Origin of the sequence: Collinsella sp. HCP28S3_B9 (assembly GCF_052066095.1) — a bacterium.
In the GTDB taxonomy this organism is placed as follows: Bacteria; Actinomycetota; Coriobacteriia; order Coriobacteriales; family Coriobacteriaceae; genus Collinsella.
Genome location: NZ_JBQHST010000038.1, coordinates 1 through 21,739, shown reverse-complemented (window position 1 = coordinate 21,739; position 21,739 = coordinate 1). Strand labels below are relative to the sequence as shown.

Annotated in this window: 18 protein-coding genes; 4 read left to right on the top strand and 14 right to left on the bottom strand. The window is 62.3% G+C overall.

Going from position 1 to position 21,739, the window contains the following annotated elements:
- A partial coding sequence (locus tag ACTNBB_RS08470) for an IS3 family transposase (protein ID WP_441015707.1) occupies positions 1-72 on the top strand: 72 nt, incomplete at its 5' end.
- 71 nt (positions 73-143) lie between these two features.
- Here ACTNBB_RS08470 and ACTNBB_RS08465 read toward each other — a convergent pair.
- Complete coding sequence (locus ACTNBB_RS08465) at positions 144-1,118, bottom strand: nucleoside hydrolase (protein ID WP_441056435.1); 975 nt, start codon at positions 1,116-1,118, stop codon at positions 144-146.
- A 4-nt stretch (positions 1,119-1,122) separates the two neighbouring features.
- Positions 1,123-2,118, bottom strand: a complete 996-nt coding sequence (locus ACTNBB_RS08460; protein WP_441056434.1) for a ribokinase — start codon at positions 2,116-2,118, stop codon at positions 1,123-1,125.
- Between the two features lie 186 nt (positions 2,119-2,304).
- Between ACTNBB_RS08460 and ACTNBB_RS08455 the strand changes: the two genes are divergently transcribed.
- A complete protein-coding gene (locus tag ACTNBB_RS08455; RefSeq protein ID WP_441056433.1) occupies positions 2,305-4,497 on the top strand; it encodes an acyltransferase family protein in 2,193 nt (730 codons plus the stop codon).
- Positions 4,498-4,686: 189 nt separating this feature from the next.
- Here ACTNBB_RS08455 and ACTNBB_RS08450 read toward each other — a convergent pair whose 3' ends face one another.
- The 12 genes from ACTNBB_RS08450 to ACTNBB_RS08395 form a co-directional block, all read right to left on the bottom strand.
- Positions 4,687-5,883, bottom strand: coding sequence for an Nramp family divalent metal transporter (locus ACTNBB_RS08450; protein WP_441056437.1), 1,197 nt, complete (start codon positions 5,881-5,883; stop codon positions 4,687-4,689).
- Positions 5,884-5,957: 74 nt separating this feature from the next.
- A complete protein-coding gene (locus ACTNBB_RS08445) occupies positions 5,958-7,802 on the bottom strand; it encodes a magnesium transporter (protein ID WP_427795580.1) in 1,845 nt (614 codons plus the stop codon).
- 320 nt (positions 7,803-8,122) lie between these two features.
- Entirely contained in the window at positions 8,123-9,529 is a 1,407-nt protein-coding gene (locus tag ACTNBB_RS08440) for a polysaccharide deacetylase family protein (RefSeq protein WP_441041526.1), read from the bottom strand.
- A 72-nt stretch (positions 9,530-9,601) separates the two neighbouring features.
- The gene (locus ACTNBB_RS08435) at positions 9,602-10,357 is read right to left on the bottom strand and encodes a PRC-barrel domain containing protein (protein WP_441056432.1); all 756 of its coding nucleotides are present in this window, start codon (positions 10,355-10,357) and stop codon (positions 9,602-9,604) included.
- Complete coding sequence (locus ACTNBB_RS08430) at positions 10,357-10,746, bottom strand: YtxH domain-containing protein (protein ID WP_154516595.1); 390 nt, start codon at positions 10,744-10,746, stop codon at positions 10,357-10,359. Before ACTNBB_RS08430 ends, ACTNBB_RS08435 begins: the two co-directional genes overlap by 1 nt.
- A gap of 136 nt (positions 10,747-10,882) precedes the next feature.
- On the bottom strand, positions 10,883-11,710 hold the full coding sequence (locus ACTNBB_RS08425; RefSeq protein ID WP_441056431.1) for a cyanophycin synthetase family protein: 828 nt from the start codon (positions 11,708-11,710) through the stop codon (positions 10,883-10,885).
- A gap of 24 nt (positions 11,711-11,734) precedes the next feature.
- A complete protein-coding gene (locus tag ACTNBB_RS08420) occupies positions 11,735-13,108 on the bottom strand; it encodes a hemolysin family protein (protein ID WP_154516597.1) in 1,374 nt (457 codons plus the stop codon).
- Positions 13,109-13,222: 114 nt separating this feature from the next.
- Positions 13,223-13,906, bottom strand: a complete 684-nt coding sequence (gene trhA / locus ACTNBB_RS08415) for a PAQR family membrane homeostasis protein TrhA (protein ID WP_427747617.1) — start codon at positions 13,904-13,906, stop codon at positions 13,223-13,225.
- Between the two features lie 384 nt (positions 13,907-14,290).
- Positions 14,291-15,496, bottom strand: coding sequence for a DUF362 domain-containing protein (locus tag ACTNBB_RS08410; protein ID WP_441015312.1), 1,206 nt, complete (start codon positions 15,494-15,496; stop codon positions 14,291-14,293).
- Positions 15,497-15,880: 384 nt separating this feature from the next.
- A complete protein-coding gene (locus tag ACTNBB_RS08405; protein WP_441056430.1) occupies positions 15,881-17,086 on the bottom strand; it encodes an ABC transporter permease in 1,206 nt (401 codons plus the stop codon).
- Entirely contained in the window at positions 17,073-18,260 is a 1,188-nt protein-coding gene (locus ACTNBB_RS08400) for an ABC transporter permease (RefSeq protein WP_441056429.1), read from the bottom strand. The genes ACTNBB_RS08405 and ACTNBB_RS08400 overlap by 14 nt, the downstream gene beginning before the upstream one ends.
- 9 nt (positions 18,261-18,269) lie before the next feature.
- Positions 18,270-19,208, bottom strand: a complete 939-nt coding sequence (locus ACTNBB_RS08395) for an ATP-binding cassette domain-containing protein (RefSeq protein ID WP_441056428.1) — start codon at positions 19,206-19,208, stop codon at positions 18,270-18,272.
- A 166-nt stretch (positions 19,209-19,374) separates the two neighbouring features.
- On the opposite strand from ACTNBB_RS08395, the gene ACTNBB_RS08390 reads away from it, so the two are divergent.
- Together ACTNBB_RS08390 and ACTNBB_RS08385 are read left to right on the top strand one after the other, a co-directional pair.
- Positions 19,375-20,520, top strand: coding sequence for a sensor histidine kinase (locus tag ACTNBB_RS08390; protein ID WP_441056427.1), 1,146 nt, complete (start codon positions 19,375-19,377; stop codon positions 20,518-20,520).
- Positions 20,517-21,146 (top strand): response regulator, encoded by a 630-nt coding sequence (locus tag ACTNBB_RS08385; protein ID WP_441056426.1) that lies wholly within the window; start codon positions 20,517-20,519, stop codon positions 21,144-21,146. The genes ACTNBB_RS08390 and ACTNBB_RS08385 overlap by 4 nt, the downstream gene beginning before the upstream one ends.
- The last annotated feature ends 593 nt before the right edge of the window (positions 21,147-21,739 follow it).

The window sequence follows — 21,739 nt, the reverse complement described above, 5'->3', positions numbered from 1 at the left end:
ACGAGGAGGCGCCAGGTTAAACTGAAGGGACTGACCCCGGAGGAGTTCCGGAGACAGTCCCTTGCGGCGTAGTTCTTATTTAAGCCGTCCAAGTTTTGGGGTGCAGTTCAAATTGACTACATGGGGCGGGGCACGGAAATCATTTAGCCAAGGATACGAGCCATGCGCGTCTTGAACTCGGACAGGAAGCGCGGGGCATCCACGGTCAGCGCCACAAGCGCGCTCTTGTCCGGATCGGACAGGCGATGCTCGTCGCAAATGGTGCGGCCGCGATACTCGCCCAGCAGATCAACACGCAGATTGCAGCCGAGCGCACCCACGAGCGTGGGGTCGATCGCCACGGCGACGGCCAGCGGATCGTGCAGCGCACAACCACCCAGGTAGGGTGCGTTCATCTCGTACGAGCCAATGTAGTGCTCGACCATGCTCGCAAACGCACAGCCCGCCATGGTGCCCGAGCCCGTCCATCCGGCAATGTCGCGACGCGTGAGCACCACGCGATGCGTCACATCCAGGCCCACCATAGTGAGCTTGCGGCCCGAGCGCAGCACGGCATCGGCCGCTTCGGGATCGCTTGCCATGTTGGCCTCGGCACCCGCGCTCACGTTGCCGGGCACGGTCAGGGCGCCGCCCATCACCACCACGCGGCCAATAGACATCACCGCCGCCGCATCGCGCTCCAGGGCAAGCGCCAGGTTGGAGAGCGGGCCGGTCGCTACGTAGACCAGATCGGGACCATAGGTGCGCGCGGCATCGATCAGATAATCGACTGCAGCGTTGCCATCGGCCGACGTCGCCCCCACCGGCTCGTAGGGCGACGCGGGCACGCTCGCGCCGCCGATGCCGTTCTTGCCGTGAATGAGTACGGTGGACGCCGGCGGCGTATAGGGCTCAGTCGCCTGCAGAGGACGGTCGGCACCCAGGTACACCGGCACCTCGGGACGGCCCAACAGGTCAAGCACCGCCAGGCAGTTGCGCGCCGACTGGTCGACGCGCACGTTGCCAAAACACGTGGTAATGCCCACGAGCTCAACCTCGGGGCTCGCGATGGCATAGGCAAGCGCCATCGCATCGTCCACACCCATATCCAGATCAAGGATCAGCTTCTTGATTGCCATTGTTCTACTCCGCTTCTCCGTCTTGTACTAAATCGTCTAAACCAAACACGCGCTCAACTTCGGCGCGCGTGGGAATCGACTGCTGCGCGCCCAAGCGCGACACCGTCACCGCCGAGGCGCGTGCACCCGCGGCCATGCACTCAAAGAGCGGCAGGCCCTCCAGACGAGCCGCGGCAAGCGCACCGATAAACGTATCGCCCGCAGCCGTCGTATCGACCACCGTGCTCGAAAGCGCCGGCATGCGCAGCAGCTCGCCGTCGTCGCCGAGCGTAACCGAGCCGGCGCCGCCCAGCGTGATGACCGCGGCGCCGGCACCCTTGGCGAGCAAGGCATTGAGCGCCGCGACGCAGCTCGCATCGTCTGCAGGCAAGATGCCCGTCAGTACCTGGCACTCAGTCTCGTTGGGACAGACCAGGTCGACCGCAGGCCAGACCTCCGCAGGCAAATCGCAGGCAGGCGCTGGATTAAAGACCGTATAGAACCCCAGCTCGCGAGCGCAAACAAACGCCTCGGCCGTCGCTGCAAGGTCACATTCGCCCTGGGCGATAAAGACGCTTCCGGCAGCCGGGGCAATCTCGCTGGCGTTGCCATCGAGCTCATCGGCCACCAGGCGCCTCAGCGCGCGGGCAACGTCCTCGCCCGCAAGTGCATGGTTGGCGCCCGGCGACAGCACGATGCGGTTATCGCCCTCACAGCGAATGATGGTCGCCGTTCCCGTCTCCACGTCGTCGCGACGCGCCACAAAGCCACAGTCCACGCCAGCATCTTGGAGCCCCGCCACAAGCGACGAGCCAAACGCGTCGCGGCCGACCGCGCCGATCATGCGCGTGCGCGCGCCCATGCGCGCAGCTGCTACGGCCTGATTGGCGCCTTTGCCGCCGGCGTTGGTGATAAACCCGCTGCCGCCGACGGTCTCGCCCGCACGCGGCATGCACTCGCACGCCACCGAAAGGTCCATGTTCATGCTGCCGAACACCGCAACGATGCCGCAATCTGCCATGAAAACCTCCTCGTCCGCGGGCTCTGCACCCGCTGTCGGCCGTCAATCGTGCACTCTCGCACCTCTATAACTTTAGTTCACTTTGATGTGGACGCGCGCTTGAGCTTACGCCAGCAGCAAGCATTCACAGGAGTAGGCGGCTACAATGAAAGCGTGCTGATTATTCTCGTCATTGGATGATGTTTTATGGAACAATTCCCGCGATCGAGCTCGCGCAGCTCACGCCATGCGAGCGATCAACAAGCGCCGCACGAACGTTCGCGCACTAACCGCCAAACCACCGAGCCGCGCCGCGCTGCAGGCTCCCATCGCTCGCCCGCCAACAAGGGCGCCCGCACCGACAGCGCCGCAAAAGAACAGGCGCCCACGCGTCCCAAATCTCGCTACATCCCCGCCCTCGACGGCCTTCGCACGCTCGCCGTTGTCGCGGTGGTGCTCTATCACCTCAACCTCACGTGGGCTCAGGGCGGCCTGCTCGGCGTCACGATCTTCTTTGTGCTCTCGGGATACTTGATCACGCGCCTGCTCCTCAACGAAATCGCAAAGACCGGTCGTATCGATCTCAAGAGCTTCTGGATCCGCCGCATCCGTCGCCTGTTCCCCGCCGTGGTAACCGTCGTGGTGGTGACCTGCGCACTGTGCACTGTCTTTAACCATGTGATGCTCACCAAGATGCGCCCCGACATCCTGCCGTCGCTGCTGTTCTTTAATAACTGGTGGCAGATTATGCAGGACGTTTCGTACTTTAACGCCCTGGGCGACCCCTCTCCGCTCACGCACTTTTGGTCGCTTGCCATCGAGGAACAGTTCTATCTTATTTGGCCGCCGCTGCTGCTCGCCATGGTGTCGGTGCACATGAGCAAGCCCAACACGCGCCGCGTGGTCCTGGGCCTCGCCGCGGTATCCGCCGTCGCCATGATGGTGCTCTACAACCCCGCCACCGACCCCAGCCGCGTGTACTACGGCACCGACACCCGCGTGTTCTCGTTGCTGCTGGGCGCCTGGATGGCCTTTATCCCCGACCGCGACCTGGCGCCTGCGCGCCTTGTCCGCCATCTGGGGCTCGACCGACTGGCCGGCGCCGCCAAGCACGGCAAGTCAAAGAGCGACACCGCCGAGGCCGCCACGACAAAGCCAAGTGAGCTCGCACGCTTTTGGTCCTCCCCCGCATCCATCGATTTGATGGGCGTCGTTGGCCTGGTCGGACTCGCCGCCATGGTCGCGCTCACCAACGGCTATACCGCGTTTCAGTATCGCGGAGGCACGCTGCTGTGCTCCATCCTCACACTGATGGTTATCGCGGCATGCGTGCAGCCCCAGGGCATGGTCGCACGGGCCTTGGCCGCCGAGCCGCTCGTATGGATCGGCAAGCGCTCCTACAGCATCTACCTGTGGCATTATCCGCTGCTGCTGCTTATGAACCCGGTCGCCAACATTAACGACACGCCCTGGTGGCACTACATTTTGCAGGTGTTGTTGGTGGTCGCCGTGGCCGAGTGCTCCTATCGCTTTATCGAAACGCCGTTTAGGAAGGGCGCTTTTGGGCGCACCGTTTCCGAGCTCCGCGACGGCACCACCACGCCCGCCGGCTGGATGCGCGCACATGTCCCCACCTGCGCCGTTTGCGCCGTCGTGCTTGTTGTGGCGCTGGGCGGCCTGGTCTTTGTGCCCGACACATCCGCGCTGAGCGGCGAGGGCGCCGAAATCCTAAACAAGGAGGCCAAAAATGCAAAGCCTCAAGATCAACAGGCGGCCGACGACTCCGACAAAGACGACGACGGCTTCCCCGACGGAGCCTACGACCTGCTAATGATTGGCGACTCCGTGTCCCTGCGCGCCGTCGATGCCTTTGACGGCGTGTTCCCGCACAGCCACATCGATGCCGAAAAGGGCCGCCAGTTTGATGCGGGCCGCGCGACATTTGAGGGCTATATCCAGCAGAACCTTGCCGGCAAGATCGTGGTCTTTGCCCTGGGCACCAACGGTTTGGTAACGGACGCCCAGGTCGACGCGATCATGGCCGACGCCGGTGATCAGCGTATTGTCGTGTTTGTAAACACGCGCAGCCCGCAGCCGTGGGTCGGGTCCACGAACCAAGCCATTGCCAACGCCGCCAAGCGCTATAAAAACGTGCGTGTTATCGACTGGTACGGATACAGCACAAATCGCAACGACCTGTTCGATGGCGACGGCACGCACCTGTCGACTACCGGCGTGACCGAGTACCTTAAGCTCATCCACGATGCCGTCAAGAAGGACCTACCCGTGCACCCCGAGGACCACGTTAACGATCCGCAGCCGGCGGCTGTCAAATCCGCTGCCGAGGCACTCGTCAACGCCCTCGCCTACAAACCGCACAAGCTAGGCACCGACAAGTAACGCACAGCCAAATCTGCTTACAATCCGGCACTTGGGACCACTTCCGCGACTTACAAAGCCGCCTCTGGGCTGTTAATTCACCCCAGAGGCGGCTTTATAGCTGCACATCGGTATATAACTAGCACCCTATAGCAGACAAAAACAGGCCGCAGCCCATGGCAGCGGCCTGTTTAGAGTCCAAGAGAGGTGCTACGCGCTGTAGCCCATCGCTTGCAGAACAAACATAACGACCGTCAGCACCGTAATAACGCCGATAGTCGCCCAAGTGAGCACATTCCACACACGGCCGTTGCGGTTGGCGCCCATAATGTGTCGATCGGCGGCAATAACCACCTGAAACACCAGAACCACGGGCAGCAACACGCCGTTGATGACTTGCGAGGTCATCATAATCTGGAACAGGTCGACGCCGGGCATGAGCACCAGCACGGCAGAAATGCCAATGATTGCCGTAATGATGCCGCGATAGACCGGGGCCTCGTCCCAGCTGCGATCGGCACCGCGTTCCCAGCCAAACGCCTCGCAGATAGCGCTGGACGTAACGCCCGGCAGCACACAGGCGGCCAAGAAGCTCGCCGCGACCAGGCCCGAGGCAAACAGCACCGTGGACCACTGGCCCGCAATGGGCTCCAGCGCGCGGGCAGCGTCTGCAGCATCGCAAATCTGAATGCCCGCGGGGAACAATACCGTACCGGTCGTGATGATAATAAAACCGGCAATGACATCGGCGGCAATCGAGCCGCTCACGGTATCGATGCGCTGCAACACGATATCGTCCTCGCCCGCATTCTTATCGACCACGTTGTTCTGTGCCAAGAAAATCATCCAGGGCGCGATGGTGGTACCGATCGTCGCGACCACAAGCGACACGTAGCTGGGGTCATTTTGAATGTTGGGTACAACCAGATCGACCGCCACCTCGCCCCAACTGGGACCAGCCATAATTGCAGCGACAATGTAGGTCACAAACACGCAGCTCACCAGTAACAGAATCTTCTCGATGCGCTGGAAGCTACCCGACATGGTAAGCATCCAAACCATCAGCGCCACAAGCGGCACCGAGATGCTCGCCGGCACGCCAAAGAGGGCAAGGCCGCTCGCGATACCCGCAAACTCCGAAATGGTCACGGCTGTGTTGGCAATCAGCAGCGCCGCCATGGCCAGCACGCTCTTGCGCACGCCAAAGCGCTCGCGAATGAGCGAGGCCAGGCCCTTGCCCGTCACGCAGCCGCAACGTGCCGCGGTCTCCTGCGTCACGATGAGCAGCACGGTCATGACGGGAAGCATCCAGAGCATCTTGTAGCCATAGCTGGCACCGGCGCTGGAATACGTGGCGATGCCGCCGGCGTCATTGCCCGAAAGCGCCGCCAGAAGGCCAGGACCCATGGCACCAAAGATGGCCGCGATGGTCAGCTTTTGCTTGGTGCCCTGCTTTTGCTTGCTATTTTGCACGCGACCACCTAACCCATGACCGACATGGTGTGCAGCACCGCAGCGGCACAGTACGCCACGCACGAGATCATGACGGCAATGACGTTCATGGCGGTACCCGACGTATTGAGGTCGTGCTCGTCGCGCCAGAACAGCACCATCAGGTAAATCACAGCGCTCATGTTGCCAATCAGGCAGACGATAGCCGCGATGTTAAAGCAGCCGGTAAAGAGCTGCTCCTCAAGCATGGGCGCGTCGGGGAACGCCGTGGTGCGCACCAGCTGAGCGCACAGGTAGGTCACGAGCGACAGGATCAGGCCCATGCCCGTGCTCTGGAAGAAGAATCCCAGATACGGCTTGGGTTCATCGTCATGGCCGTCGTACTCCAGGAAGTAGTTCTTGACGAACGACACCATACGCGAGGCAGCCAGCAGCACGAGCGGCATGGCGCACATGGGGAACACCACCAGATGTGCGGAGCCCAGCGCCGTCCCCAGCACTGCCGCCATGATGCACGAGGCAATGCCCCACACGACAACCCAGTACTGGCGATGCACAAACCAGCTGAGCACATTCGTCGAGTCGTCGGACGCGCTATCGCCCGAGCCGACGCCTGCGATCTGCAGGTCCTCCTGGTGCTCCTCGGCGATAACGTCCATGGCGTCGTCGAAGGTCACAATGCCCAAGATGTGGCGGTTCTCATCGCAGACGGGGATGGCGACCAGGTCGTACTTGGTCATCTCGTCCGTTACGTCTTCCTGGTCCTCGTCGGGCGACACATAAACCAGGTCGCGGTAGGCCAGCTGGCCCAGCGTGGCGTCGCGGTCGGCCACGATCAGCGTGCGCAGCGAGAGCACACCGGTCAGCATACCGCTCGGATCCTCGGTATAGACGTAGTAGACGCTTTCGAAATCCTCGTCGAGCTTGCGGATCGCCTCGATGGCGTCACCGACCGTCGCCGTGGCAGGCAGGGAGACAAACTCCGAGGTCATAATGCGGCCGGCAGTGTTTTCCTCATAGCCCAGCAGGTTACGAATCGCCTTCTCCTCCTGAACGCCCATCAGGCGCAGGAGCTTCTCGGCCTTCTCGTAATCGAGCTCGTCGATCAGGTCGGCGGCGTCGTCCGGGTCCATCATGGCCAGCATCGACGACGCATCCGTGTCGGACAGGCCCTCGAGCATCTCGGTCATGAGCTCGTCGTCATCGAACTCCGAGATGGCCTCGGCGGCCTGGGCGGTGTCGAGCTGCGCGAACACCTGCGCGCGCAGGCGAGGATCGAGCTGCTCGATAATGTCGGCAATGTCGGCAGGATGCAGCTCGCCGAGCGTCTTATGCGACACCGACAGCTGGATGTTCTTAGTCGAGCGATCGAGCAGGTCCATGTAGGACCAGGCGATGATGTCCTCGCCGAGCGGTTTGCCCAGGTGCTTCATAAAGCCCTCGACGACATGTTCAAGAGCGGGGCTGATTGCGCGCAGCAGACCGCGGGCACCGACTTCGGCACCCAGCAGGCGCAGCTGATTTTCGCCTGACATGGAAAACTTGATGTCGTTTACGCGCACGACCTTCATGCCCTGCGTGTCGACGATTTGTTTGTTGAGCACGTCGCGCGCGAGCAGGAGTTCGGTCGGCTGCAGGTACGAAAAACGGATTTCGGTGGCCGACGTCTTAAGGTATACGCCCGTCTCGTCGATACGGTCGACCCATTTTCGCCAGCTGATCATAAACGGCGTCTTGCCGGGACCGCGGAACGCGAGCGACGTCACGTGCGGAAAAACTTCGCCGGTAGCAATGCCAAAATCGTTCACAACGCCGAGCTTTTCGCCATCGACGTCCAAGACCGGCAGCTTGAGCATCTCACTCAGATAATTCACTGGTGCTCCCCATCATTATTCCTTCGGACCGTGGCCATGCCGGCACGCCATCCGTGGACTTTTAGATATGTATACGCATGCGCGGGCGGCACACCGCTCGGCGCTCACACCCCGTGCATGCGCAAGAAGCACCTGCAAGGGGTCATCGACTGTATGGTCGAGGTTTGGATTTCACCTGCAACCTTTCTCTTGACCCTTGTTATCCGCAGTAACTATAGCATCAGCATCGCGCAGTGACGCCAAATTTATGCTCCAAACATCGCAGGCATATCAAACGCTGACGCATCCGTGACATAGTCGTTTAAAAACGTCCCCCGCGACTAGTCTGTGGTGTCGTTATCTTCGGCGAGCTGGGGAAACACGGCGTTCTTGGGCATGGAAGTCTTCGTTAGCGAGGTGAGTTTTTTGCTCAGCGACGTATCCGTCTTAACCAAATCGCTCAGCGTCACGATCTTGTAGCCCTTGGCGACAAGGCCATCGATGATCTGTGGCAGCGCTTCGAGCGTCTGTTCGGAGCACTCGTCGCTATCGGTGAACAAAACAATGTTGCCCGGAGTCACCGATTCGAGCACTGTCGAAACCTGTTCGTCGGCGCCGTTGAGCAGCCAGTCGCCCGAATCGATATTCCACGAGACCACGGCAGACACCAGGTCCATCGCATCGATCCAGTTTTGCTCGTCAAACGCGGCGTAGGGAGCACGCAGCAACATCGTCTCGACGCCGGTCGCCGACTTAATCGCCTCGGTGCCCTTCGTGATCTGCTTGCGCACCGCCTCGCGATCCTTGCCCTTGAGCGAATCATCGCTGTAGCTGTTGGAGCCGATCTCGCATCCGGCATCGACAATCGCTTTGGCAGTAGCGGGCGAGGCTTCCGCAGCATCGCCCGAAAGGAAGAACGTCGCCGTGACGCCCTTTTCCTTGAGCACCTGCAAGACCTGCTTGGTCGCGCCGCTCGGACCCTCGTCAAATGTCAGGGCCACGTACTTTTCGTTGCCCTTGGGCGCTACGCTCGCGCACTCGACTACACAGTCGGTGGCGGGCACGACCTCGCCGCGGTCCTGCGTCTTGCCCGACTGCTCGCCTACCCATACCTCGGAGCGGCCCCGAACGCCCCAGGTTTTAACGTATTCGATAGCGCCCGTGCCCTCGACCTTCAACTTGGGCTCAATGGTCGTGACCTGGACCTCGTGCTTCTCGTACGTGTCGCGGCCGTCTTTGACCGTCACTTTCTCGCCGCCCGTTAGCTCGCGGCTATTCCACTTGCCCTGCTTCACCCGTTTGCCGTCCACCTTCACCGACAGCTTTTCGCCGCCACGGCGGGTAAGCACGCTATCGTCGACAGCCAACAAGTCGCCGGCATCGTAGGTGTCGGTCAGGCCTTGATCATCGATAAGGTTCTGCAACGTGGAGCCCACGCGCACCGAAGCCTGCTCCCCATTGAGCACAATGTCCACGCTGCGATTGACATAGCCCACGACGGCAGCGATAAACAGCACGAGCGCACAGCCGACAGCGATGAGCGCATAGGGCAGGCGGGACGGTCGGCGCGGTGAGCGCCCGTTGCCGATGCGCGCGCTGCGATCGCTAAACCCACGGCTATGGTTGAGGTACATCGCGCCGGGTTTACGGCGACGTCGACGCTGACCGCTGGGCAGCTGCCCCAGGTCGCGTCGCGCCGTCGGACGCGCACCCGAGCGCCCGTTTAAGTTAGATCCGTTTTGGCGCATGTGCCCTCCCCCATAAACACAGCGAGCCGGAGCAACATGTCTCCGGCTCGCCCCCCGTCATTTGGTACGTCGCTATTTGCTAGCCTTTGACGAGCCCCCGCTCGCCTTTTGATATTCGTCCTTAAAGGCCTTGAACATACCGCGCGTCTTGCCGAGCTGCTTGCCCAGTGCGCGACTGCCCTTGTCCACGGCGACCGATCCCTTGTCATCGAGCACCTTGGCGCCCTTCTTGACCTTATCGCCCACCACGACACTGGCCTCGGCAGCCTTGGCGGCCGCGCCACCCGAATACCCGAGCGACTTGACCTCGTCCGAGACAATCATCGCGCCGTTCTCGTAGCCGCGCAGCATCGCCGGCGGCATCTGTGTGTCGCCCACCAGCACACTCGAGGCAGTGCCGGCGGTCACGTAGAACGTCTGCACGATACCCGAACGCGGCTTGAACTCAACGTCCGAGCAGTAGCCCACGACGTCGCCCGATTCCGTGCGCACGTCCATGCCAACCCAGATGATGCAATCGTCCAGGTTGATATCGAGGCGCTTGGCCGCGGCGGCATCGTAGGTTCCCTTGACGTCGTCGACCGCGACAGCACCCTCATAGACGCCGATGGCATCGAGCGCCACAAATCGATCGGGGCGCTCGATCATGCCCGCGATATCGGACTGGCGAACCATAAAGCCCACCACGCGCGTACCGCCCGGGGTAAAGACCGGAAAGTGAATCTTGCCGAGCTTTTTGGGGCTGCGCGGCGTGCCGTCCTTTTTGGTGCGCTTGTCTTCGGCAGGCTTACGATAAACCTTGACGCCGACAAAATCCCCTGCGCGCATTATGCCTCGGTCGAGGGCTCCGTGGCCTCGGTGTCGGCCTCAGTGACGTTCTCGACCACGACGTCGGCAGCGGGCGTCACGTTGCCGCCCGAGATGGCGTCGTTGAGCTGCTCGCGAAGCTGGTCCATGCGCTCGCGGGCCAGGTCGACCTTGGCGCGCAGGTCATCGGTCTTGGCGTCGACCATCGGACCAAAGTCGTTGACCGCGGCACGAGCCTCCTCGGCACCGTGCTCGTAGGTGTCGCGCATGTTGTCCCAGGCATCGTTGGCGATATCGGCGGCCATGGCACGGGTCTCGGCACCCGAGCGCGGGGCCAGAGCAACGCCGATGATAGCGCCGGCGGCAGCGCCAAAGAGCGCACCGGAGACAAAGCTGAAAGTCTTTCCCATGATCATTCCTCTCCTGCGGGCACCTCGATGCCCACCGTTTGAATGCTGTCCATTATACCCGCAGCGCAACACTTGCCGTCGCGCTCATCTGCGTACGGTAAAAGCGCAGGTACATGATGGTGATAAGCGAGTGAGCCTACTCCTGCGGCATGGCAGGCATGGCCACCGTGGCGGCCGGGTCCTCGCCGGCGCCATCAACGAGCGGAAGCGCACCTTCCTGTGCGGGGCCTGCCGGAACCGTCGCCGCGCCACCGTAGACGGCAGCGGGGGCCTCGTGGCTCTCGGCGGTCGCGCCCTCGGTGTCGATTACCTCCTGCAGCTCATCGTCAAAGCTCGGGACACCCTGGGGCTCCGCGGGCTCGGACTCGACAGCTTCCTCAGCAGCTGCCTCGACGCCGGGTTCGGAATCGGCAGGAGCCTCGCCTTCGGCCCCGTCCTCGGCGTTTGCGGCGGCGATGGCCTCGTGCGGATCCTTGCCCTCGGCCTCGGCGCGCATACCCAGCACCAGGTTGCGCAGGCCCGCGACCGTGCCCTCCACGTCAGGGGCAGGCTGGTCGGCGTGCAGATAAGCCCAGTCCATCATAAAGGTCGCCGAAGACAGCGCGCCGATGGCCAGCGCGTCATCGGGGCATGAAAGCTCAACCTCAAAGACACGCTCATCGTGCTCGCTTACGCGGGTACGGCCGCACGAAATGCTGCCGGCGAGACCGGTCTCGTTCATGAGCTCCACTGTCACGTGCTCCAGCAGATGGCAAAGCTCGGTCTGGCCCATGCAGTCCTGGAATTCACGACCGGAATCGCCTAGGCACAGGTGCTTGGCAATCGCGGGCACCAGGTAGTACACGCGTGCCGTGGCCTCGATGTCCTCCGAGGTCATGAGCGGCATGCCGGGGTTCACCAGCACATGCGCGCAGATCTTGTCCTCGCTGACGGTGACCTTAAGGATGTTGAACAGACCTGCCATAACTCTCCCCTACTCTTCCTTGCCCTACTCGTCGCCGTCGTGCGGGCCCGCAGAGCCCGCGCCCGGCGTCGCCGGCTTATCTGCCGAGGACTCGGAATCCTTCTTATCGGTTTCGGCCGGAGCGATCACGCGAATAAGCGAGATGCGCTGGCCACGCATCGACTGCACCTTGAACTTGTACCCTGCAACCTCAAACACCTCTCCGATGTCGGGCACCGAGTCGCAAAGTTCCAAAATCCAGCCGGCGATGGTCTCATAATCATCGCTTTCCTCGAGCGGCCAACCAAGCTCAATCGCATCATCGCACGAAAAACGCCCATCGACGAGCCACTCACGGCGCGAAAGACGCGTGAGGTACTTGTTGTCGGGGTCGAACTCGTCCTCGATCTCGCCCACGATCTCCTCGACGATGTCCTCGATGGTAATGATGCCGGCCGTGCCGCCGTACTCGTCCACGACCACCACGATCTGGTCGTGCGAAGTCTGCATCTCGGACAGCAGCGGCAGGATGTCCTTGGTGTCGGGCACAAAGGTGGCGTCGCGCAAATAACCGGCGATGGGCTGGTCGCCCTCGCCGTCGAGCGAGGGCTGAATCAGGTCCTTGATGTGCGCGATGCCCGCCACGTTGTCGGGATCTTCGTGATAGACGGGGATGCGGCTAAAGCCGGTCTGGCGCATAGTGGACAGCACGTCGGCGACCGTCTCGTCGTCCTCGCACATAGTGGTGTCCACGCGCGGCACCATGACCTCGCGGGCAACGGTATCGCCCAGGTCGAAGATCTCGTGGATCATACGCTTTTCCTCGTCGAGCAGGTCGTCCTGCTCCGAGACCATGTACTTAATCTCTTCCTCCGAGACGTTTTGGCGATCGTCGGCGCTCTTGATGCGCAGGATGCGGGCCAGACCATCGGAGCAAGCACCAGTCAGCCACACGAGCGGACGGGCGATCTTTTGGAAAAACGACAGCGGCCCCACGACCTGCTTGGACACGCCTTCGGCATTGGCCAGACCAATGCGCTTGGGCACAAGCTCCCCAATCACGATGGACACGAAGGCGACCGCAACGGTGATGATGACCGGCGCCAGTCCGCGCGCGATGGCAGAGAGCGGCGCGATGCCAAAGCTCATGAGCCACGTGGCGAGCGGGTCGGACAAGCTCGTCGAAGCAACGGCGGACGAGGCAAAGCCCACGAGCGTGATGGCGACCTGGATGGTGGCGAGCAGCTGGTCGGAGTCGGCAGCCAGCTTAACGGCGCGCTCGGCGCGTTTGTCGCCTTCCTCGGCCTCGTGCTCCAGCACGGCGCGCTTTGCCGTGGTGAGCGCCATCTCGGACATAGAGAAGTAGCCGTTGATGAGGGTCAAAACGAGGGTGGTGATAAGGGAGATGGTTATGTCCATCGGGAGTTTCTCGAACCTCCAAGATTCGGGACGTTAGGTAGTAAGCGTAGATAACGGATAGGGCAGTTGCGTCCGGCGGCCGCTTGGATGGGTCCGCAGGCACAGACGTGATCGCTAGATTACGAAGAGGATCACCGCCATGAACTGGAAGATACTGCCGGCGAGCACCCACAAGTGAAACACACTGTGCAGGTAGCGCACGTTTTTAGCGATGTAGAACGGCACGCCCACGGTGTAGCACACGCCGCCGACAGCGAGCAGGGCAAGTGCCACGGGGTTGAGCAGCGACACGAGCTCGGGCAGCTTAAAGACGACGAGCCAGCCCATCAGCAGGTAGACCAGACCGCTTACCCAGTGCGGTTGACGCTCGCGCATAAAGCACTCGAGGGCGATGCCGATAATGGCGATGGCCCATACGGCAAAGAACAGCATAGGGCCGCCGTCGTTTGCGAGCGTGATGAGGCAAAACGGCGTATAGCTGCCGGCTATGAGCAGGTAGATGCAGCTATGGTCGATGATGCGAAACACGCGCTTGGCGCGTGCGGGCTGAATCGCGTGGTAGAGCGTAGAGGCTAGGTATTCGAGGATAATGCTGACGCCATAGACAATCGCCGCGGCCATGTGAGCCGGGCCTCCGCCGCGAAGAGCGGCAAATACGATCAGGAGCACCAGGCCCGCGATGCCCAGCAGGCAACCGACACCATGGGTGACGGAGTTCATGATCTCCTCACCCACCGTGTAGTGTGGAACGGCCGCGGTCTTGGGTCGCGGCTTAGAACTGTCGCTCGAATCGGACATGCCGGTTACATCCTCCAACGTAAAGAGTTCTCAACACTATATCAAAGCGTCTGGGTGCGTGCGAAATTTGCACCATACGTGACCCCTTGTTTACCCATTCTTTGCTTGTTGACGCATCAACGGCGAACAATCATGGTTGATTACAGCGCTGGAGGACCGTTTTGGCTCCCGCCTTCGGAAGTATGCGGCAAAATCTGGAACTGCCGACCAGACCGCAGTTTTACCAACAATTTATCAGGGGTTTTGTTGCCAAAAACGCCTTGTGGTCGGCGGTATTCGACTTTTCCCCGCACTTCCGAAAAGCCGCCCGTGAGCGCTGTGCTCGCGAGCGGCTTTTGCTCGAATTACGCCACAAAGGCGCTTATATTGTCCAATAGCTAGGCGCTATTTGACCTCGATAAGCTCGTACTTGCTCGTGCCCAGGCCGATCTTCTCGGCGTGCGCGATGCACGCGCGCCAGTCGGTGTCGGGATGCGTGATGCAGAAGGGGTCACGCGCCTGCTCGCCCTCCAGATGCTCGTGGTTATGCTCCATCTTGGCCGCGCTATCGGTGAGCTCGGTGTTGGGCAGCGGCTCGGACGCCATGACGGCATCGGCACAGGCCTGGTCGATGGCGACCGGGTCGAAGCTCGCGAACATGCCGATATCGTTGACGATAGGCGTATCGTTTTCGGGATGGCAATCACAGTTGGGGCTGATATCCATGGCAAGCGAGATGTGGAAGCTCGGGCGGCCGTCGACGACGGCCTTGGTGTACTCGGCGATCTTGCAGTTGAGCACGTCGGCCGCGGCGTCATAGACGGGCTTGATGGCGTCCTGGTTGCACACGCCGATGCAGCGTCCGCAGCCCACGCAGCGATCGTGGTCGATGGCGGCCACGTGCACCGTACGAGTAGCGCCGCTGGCAAGCTCGCGCTCGCGGGTGTCGTCGAACGAGATAGCGTTGTGCGCGCAGATCTTTTCGCAGGCACGGCAGCCAATGCAGTGCTCGGTCGCGACGTTCGGCTTGCCGGCGGCATGCTGCTCCATCTTGCCGGCACGGCTGCCGCCTCCCATGCCCAGGTTCTTCATGGCACCGCCAAAACCGGCCTGCTCATGGCCCTTAAAGTGGGTGAGGCTGATCACGATATCGGCATCCATGAGCGCCTGGCCGATCTTGGCCTCGTGCACGTACTCTCCGCCCTCGACCGGGACGAGCGCCTCGTCGGTACCCTTGAGACCGTCGGCGATGATGATCTGGCAACCCGTGGCATACGGGGTAAAGCCGTTCTGATAAGCGGTATCGATGTGCTCGAGCGCGTTTTTGCGGCTACCGACATAGAGCGTGTTGCAGTCGGTGAGGAAAGGCTTGCCACCCAGCTCCTTCACGACATCCGCGACGGCGCGGGCGTAGTTGGGGCGCAAAAAGCTCAGGTTGCCCAGCTCGCCAAAGTGAATCTTGATAGCGACGAACTTGTTCTCAAAGTCGATCTGCTCAATACCGGCGCGGCGGATGAGGCGCTTGAGCTTGTCGAGCTGGCTCTCGCGAGCATGCGTACGCAAGTTGGTGAAGTACACCTTAGCGGGTGCTGCGGGTGAAGTTGCGGTCATAGATCTATCCCCTCGGTCTATATGGCGTTACAGACATAGAGGATGGTACCCGTTAAAGCGGGGTCAAAGTCAAGTACGGCGCCTAGTCATTGGGGACAGACTTATTGGGGACAGACTTAAATGACTGAAACCACTCATTGGGGACGGACTTAAATGAGTGCCTCGCCACCTGGCAGTTGGGACGGACTTAAATGAGTGCCTCGCCACCTGGCGGCTAGGGACGTTCCTTTCCTGCCGGCAGCTGGGGACAGCCCTTGCCAACCCGACCGGCGAGCCGGCGAATCGGCAAAGACTGTCCCCGATGACTAGTCGTTTAAGTCTGTCCCCAATGACCACTCTTGGTCGTTTAAGTCTGTCCCCAATGAGCACCCAATGACTAGGTGGCTAGGCGTGGGATTTGGCGCGTGCGAGGGCTAGGCCTACGGCGGCGATGGCCGCGGCAAAGAGCACCGTGACGCCCAGATCGCAGACGATGTCTCCCAGCACGGCGGACGTCAGGTCCGACGAGAGCGCCTTGTCGATCGCGTCGTTCACCCAAAACGTCGGTACAAAGTGCGCCACCGTCTGCACGGCCGGGCCCATCAGCGACAACGGCATCCAGGCGCCGCCCAAAAACGTCATGAGCATGCCGAGCAGGTTACCCACACCGTTGAGCAGCTCCTCGCGCGCGCCCAAGCTCGACAACGCAAAGCCAACGGCCAGCGGCGTGCACGCCAGGGCAAACGTTGCCGCCAGCGCTAGGCACACACGACTCGCGCCGACCTCGGCGACCGCGCCGGCAAAGCCCACGACGCCCATCATGCTCGACACAAACCAGATGCAGACGGCGAGCACGGCGGCGGCCGCAAACACGGCAAGCGAGCGCTGACGCTCGGAGACCGGACTGGCCTCCATGCGGCGCACGCGCTCGGGCTCGTTCATGCCCGAGAACACCAGCCCCACCGATACGATGACCGACGAGATAATCGCGTACGTGCCAAAGTTGAAGTACGACTCAAGCGTGGCGGCGGCTGTCGAGTCGACCTTGACCTGCTCAATCTCGACCTCCGCGCGCTTGACGGCGGCATGCTCGGCGGCCTTGGCGACGTCACCGTCGGAGGCAGTAGGATCAAGTGCGGCCGCAGCGCCCGCGAGCGAGATCCAGCGCGAGGCCTCGGCAGACGAAAGCGCCGCCGCCATGGTGCCGGCACCGTAGGTCACATCGAGCTTGGGCAGGGACTCCCCCGCTCGGGCGGCTGCAACGAGGTCGTCCTCAAACCCCTCCGGGATAAAGAACACGCAGTCGGCGCTGCCCTTGGCGCTGTTGCTCTTGGAAAGCGCGTCCGCAAGGTCGTAGGTGTCCTCGCCGATACCCGTGACCAGATCAAAGCGCGAGCCCAGGTGCTTGGTGAGTGCACGCGAAAGGTCGCTGTCGTCGCGGTCGACCACGATCACGTTGGTGTCGTAGGGCTCGTACTCGGTGAGCTGCGACGAGTTCCAGCTCACCGATGCCGCGATGAATACGCCCATGAGCGAGATGAACACCGTATAGATGAGCAGGTAGAACGGGTGCGCCAGCGCCATGCGAAGCGCAGTCTTAAAGGTGCTCATAGCGGCTCCTTCCAAAGATCAGCGTGGCGACGGCAACGAACAGCAACGCCATAAGGACCAGCGCGCCGGCGCGAACGGCAAAGGGGCCCAGGTCCTCAAAGAAATACAAGCGGTTGAACATGTCGCAGATAAGCTTGACGGGATTGAGCCAACTCTCGGCCGGGCAGGCGCGGGCGACGTCGTCGGCAAGCGCCATCGCCGGCTCGCCGTAGAGGCCGGCGAACAGGGCGCACGTGGTGGCGAAGCCCGTGAGGATGCCCGACTTGGACGCCTTGCCGCCCTTAACGGGAAGCGTGCCCACAAAAAGGCCCAGACCCGTCGCGGCAAGCGCGGACGCGGCACCACCCACCAGACACAGCCCCTCGCGCCCGCCAAAGTCGACCCCCACGACCAGGCGCACGTAGCCGATCGCGATCGTCATCGAGGCAAAGGAAACCAACCACGAGCCCACAAAGATGCCGGCCAGCGACGCCGTCTTGGAAAGGCCACCCACGCAGCGACGCGCACCAAGGCCAGACAGATTGGGCTGCAGGTCGACGACGCTCAAGGCGGCAAACTCGGCAGACATCATCGCAACCAGGCCAAAGAGCGCGTAGTAGTAGATGACCGTGCCATCGGGCGTGGCACGCGTCAGGCTCACACGGCGGATTCCGCCCTCGAGCGACAGGGCGCGCGCAACCGCCTCCGGGTCGGCGAGCGCCGCCGGGTTGTCCTGGGCAATCTGGCGCATGAGCTCGGCATTTTGCGTATACGAGCTTGCCACCGTCTCCAGGATGCTGCGGTCGGTGAGCACCGACGTCGCACGCGAGCTGTCATAGCTCGAAAGCAACGTGAGTTTGGGCGTGCCCGCAGCATCGACCGCATAGATGCCCGCGACCTCGCCGGCCTTAAGAGCACGGTTCGCATCGACTGCATCGTCGCACTCGTGGATCTCGAGCAGTTGGTCGTCGCCTTCCTTGGCAAGCGACGTCGCCACGTCCTTAAAGGTCGAGGCGCCCCAGGCCTCATCCGCCACGATGGCCACCGGCACCGGGTCGACCGTGCCGTCGGAGCTCAGATTCGCAAACATAAACATGAACATCGTGGAAAGCGCGACGGGAAAGATCGCGCCCCAAACCCACGTGCTCGGCCGGCGCAGCAGCGTCTTGACCGTAATGATAATGGTGTTGAACATGGCCGCCCCCTAGTCGCGCAGCTCGCGGCCGGTGATCTCGAGGAACACGTCGTTGAGGGTCGGCGGCTCGCTCCACACGCGGCCGAGCGCCACATCGGCGGCGCGCAGCGTGTCGAGGATGTCAACCAGGTTGTGCGGGCTCGCTTCGCAGGTGCAAACGAGCTCGCCGCCGGAAAGCTCAACCGAAAGCACGTGCTCGAGGGCGCGCAGTCGCTCGACCGTGGCGAGCTCGACGGCGCCGACCTCGACGGTCACGCGCTCGCCCATCTGAATCATGCGCTTGAGCTCGTCGTTGGTGCCCTGCGCCAGCACGCGCCCGCCGTCCATGATCATGATGCGGCTGCAGATCTGCTCGACTTCCTCCATGTAATGGCTGGTATACACCACCGTGGCGCCTTCGTCGCGCAGGCGGCAGATGCCCTCCAGGATGGCATTGCGGCTCTGCGGGTCGACGGCCACCGTGGGTTCGTCGAAGAAGATGAGCTCGGGCTTGTGCGCGATGCCGCAAGCGATGTTGAGGCGACGCGCCAGGCCGCCCGAGAGCTTGCCGGGGCGAAACTTGGCAAAGTCGCCCAGGCCGACAAAGTCGATGGCCTCGTCGACCAGCTCGCGACGGCGTTTGCGGTCGTTGACGTAGAGGCTGCAGAAATAGTCGATGTTCTCGCGCACCGTGAGCTCGTCGAACACCGCCACCTGCTGCGGCACCACGCCGATGCGGCGCTTGAGGTCGTAGCGGGCGGGCGTCATGGGCTCGCCGAACAACTCAATGGTGCCTTTGTCGTAGGCGAGCAGCTGCAGAATGCAGTTGATGGACGTGGTCTTGCCCGAGCCGTTGGGGCCCAGCAGGCCAAAGATCTCGCCGGGGGCGATGCTCAGGTTAAAGTGGTCGAGCGCGATAAGATCGTCGTAGCGCTTGACGAGGTTTGCGACGTGGACGATGTCTGTCATGAGGCGGCCCTTCTGTTGATTTCGGCCCGGTACGATTGCATCATCGCAGGAGCCGCCGGCGCGCACCAGTGAGCTTTGTCACGAGTGCGGCGGGGGCGGGCGGGAGGAATGTCACAGTTGCGGCGCCTGAGCAATCGTCGCGCGCACCATCGCGTACAATACCCGTATGAACAGGCTATTCGAAAAATCGATCATGCTGGCGTGCTGTATCGCGGCCGCTCTGGGCCTTGCTGTGGATGCTTGCTTGGTCGCGGCGTTTTGTCTTGGCGTCGCAGTCGCCTCGCTTACGGAAATTGCGCAAGGCGAACGTGCCCGCCGCGCCGGTGAGGCCGCGAGCTACGCTTACATTATGGTGACCGTCTTTGTGCCGTCGTTTGTGCCGTTTGCGCCCCTCGCCCTCTATGACATCGCGCGATACGTGCGCCGTGAACACGTTTGGGTCGCGCTGGGCGCCGGCGCCATCTTTGTCTGCGCACTCGTCGCATATGCCCACGCCGGCGCGCTTCCCACCCGTGCGCTGCTGTTGACCGCCATCCTTTCAGTCGCCGCCACCTTGCTGTCTCTGCGCACCGCTCAGCTGGAGCGCGAGCAGGAGCGCATGCGTCGCACCCGCGACGAGCTGCAGGAGCGAGCCCTCGCGCTCGAGGCACGCAACCGCGACCTTGCCGACCGCCAGGACTACGAGGTCGAGCTCGCAACGCTCGCCGAGCGCGCCCGCATCGCACGCGAGATCCACGATAACGTGGGGCACCAGCTCACGCGCGCCTCGCTGCAAACCGAGGCCCTACGCGTGGTCCACGCCAACGAGCCCGGCGTCGCCGCCGACTTCGCTGACGTCAAGCGCACCGTGGACGAAGCGCTTCAGCTCGTGCGCTCGAGCGTCCACGCGCTCAACGACAACGCGGCGAATCTCTCCGTACAGCTCGAGCGCATCGTGGAGGGCGCGCGCTCAGATGGCGGGCCGCAGATTGAACTTGAGGTTTTGGCCGAGCATGCGCCCGCAAATGTCGCCAACTGCTTTACGGCGGTCCTGCGCGAGGCGCTCTCCAACACCATGCGCCACGCTTGCGCCCAGACCGTCACCGTACGATGCATGGAGCATCCGTCGTTTTACCAGCTCATCGTTACCGACGATGGCGCGGGCGGGGTCCAAGCAAGCAGCCGCGGCACCGCAGAGGGCATGGGGCTCGGCTCCATGCGCGAGCGCGTCGAGGCGCTTGGCGGCACCTTCACCGCCGGCCCGCGCGCCGGCGCCGGCGGCTGGCGTGTGTTTGCCACCGTTCCCAAACAGCAAGGAGATGAGGGCCGATGAGGCTCATCGTTGTCGACGACGACCGCTTGGTGGTCGATTCGCTCAAGATAATCCTGGGCGCCCAGCCGCAGATCGAGGTGGTGGGTACCGGCGCCGACGGCAACGACGCAGTGGCTCTTTATGCCGAACACGCACCCGATATCGCGCTGCTCGACATTCAGATGCCGGGGCGCGACGGGCTTTCGGCGGCCCGCGAGATCCTTGAGCGCGACCCTGCGGCGCGCGTGGTATTTCTGACGACATTCTCGGATGACGAGTACATTGTGTCGGCGCTCAAACTGGGTGCCCGCGGCTACCTGATCAAAACCGATGTCGCTGCCATCCCGCCGGCGTTGGCCCAGGTCATGGACGGTAAACGCGTGCTCGAGGGTAAGGCGATCGAGGATATCAACTTTGATGGGGCGGGCGTCGAGGTGGGCACGACCCGCCGGCCCGCGGCCTTCGTCAGCCTGACCGACCGCGAGTTCGAGGTCGCCGAGCTCATCGCCCGCGGCCTCGATAACAAGGAGATTGCCGCCACCGCCTATATGGGCGAAGGCACCGTGCGAAACCACATCAGCTCAATCCTGACCAAAATGGGCCTGCGCAACCGCACCCAAATCGCCATCGCTTACCTGCGAGGGTAGTTGCCCGAAGACCGACCGCCCCGACATAACAAAATGTCTGCTACCGGTTTAATGCCATTTCAAAACTATGCCGGTTTACGGGGCTAAACTCAGGACCCCCATCCATACCCGCGTTTTCTGTAAAATGACGGCTCGTCTACCTGCGGTTTTATTTTCACGAATATCAGCATGGTTGGGGACTCGTGACTCAGCCCCGTAAACCGGCCTAGTTTTGTCCGAGCGGCCACGTCAAGTGTCTCCGCAAGCCGCTTCAAGCCAAAAATGATCCGTTTTCCTCCGTCCCCAAGGGATCAGCCGGAACCGCTCCACGAAATCGGCCCATCTACTACGTTTAACTCTATACCCCTGACCACACCTTCGTTTTGAGCAAAACCGCAGGCGTTCTACCTGCGGTTTTGTTTTCGCGTTTTTTGACATGGTTGGGGGTAAGGGACTAAACGTAGTAGATGGGCCGGTTTCGTGGCGAGCCCTCCTCGCCTACGCACAAAAGCGGCGCCACGGGGGTGGGGGATTACTACGTGGCGGCTGGGGGGGGGGGGGGTGGGGGTTAGTTCATGCTACCCGCCGGCCGCCCCCGGCCCGTTATGCCCCCG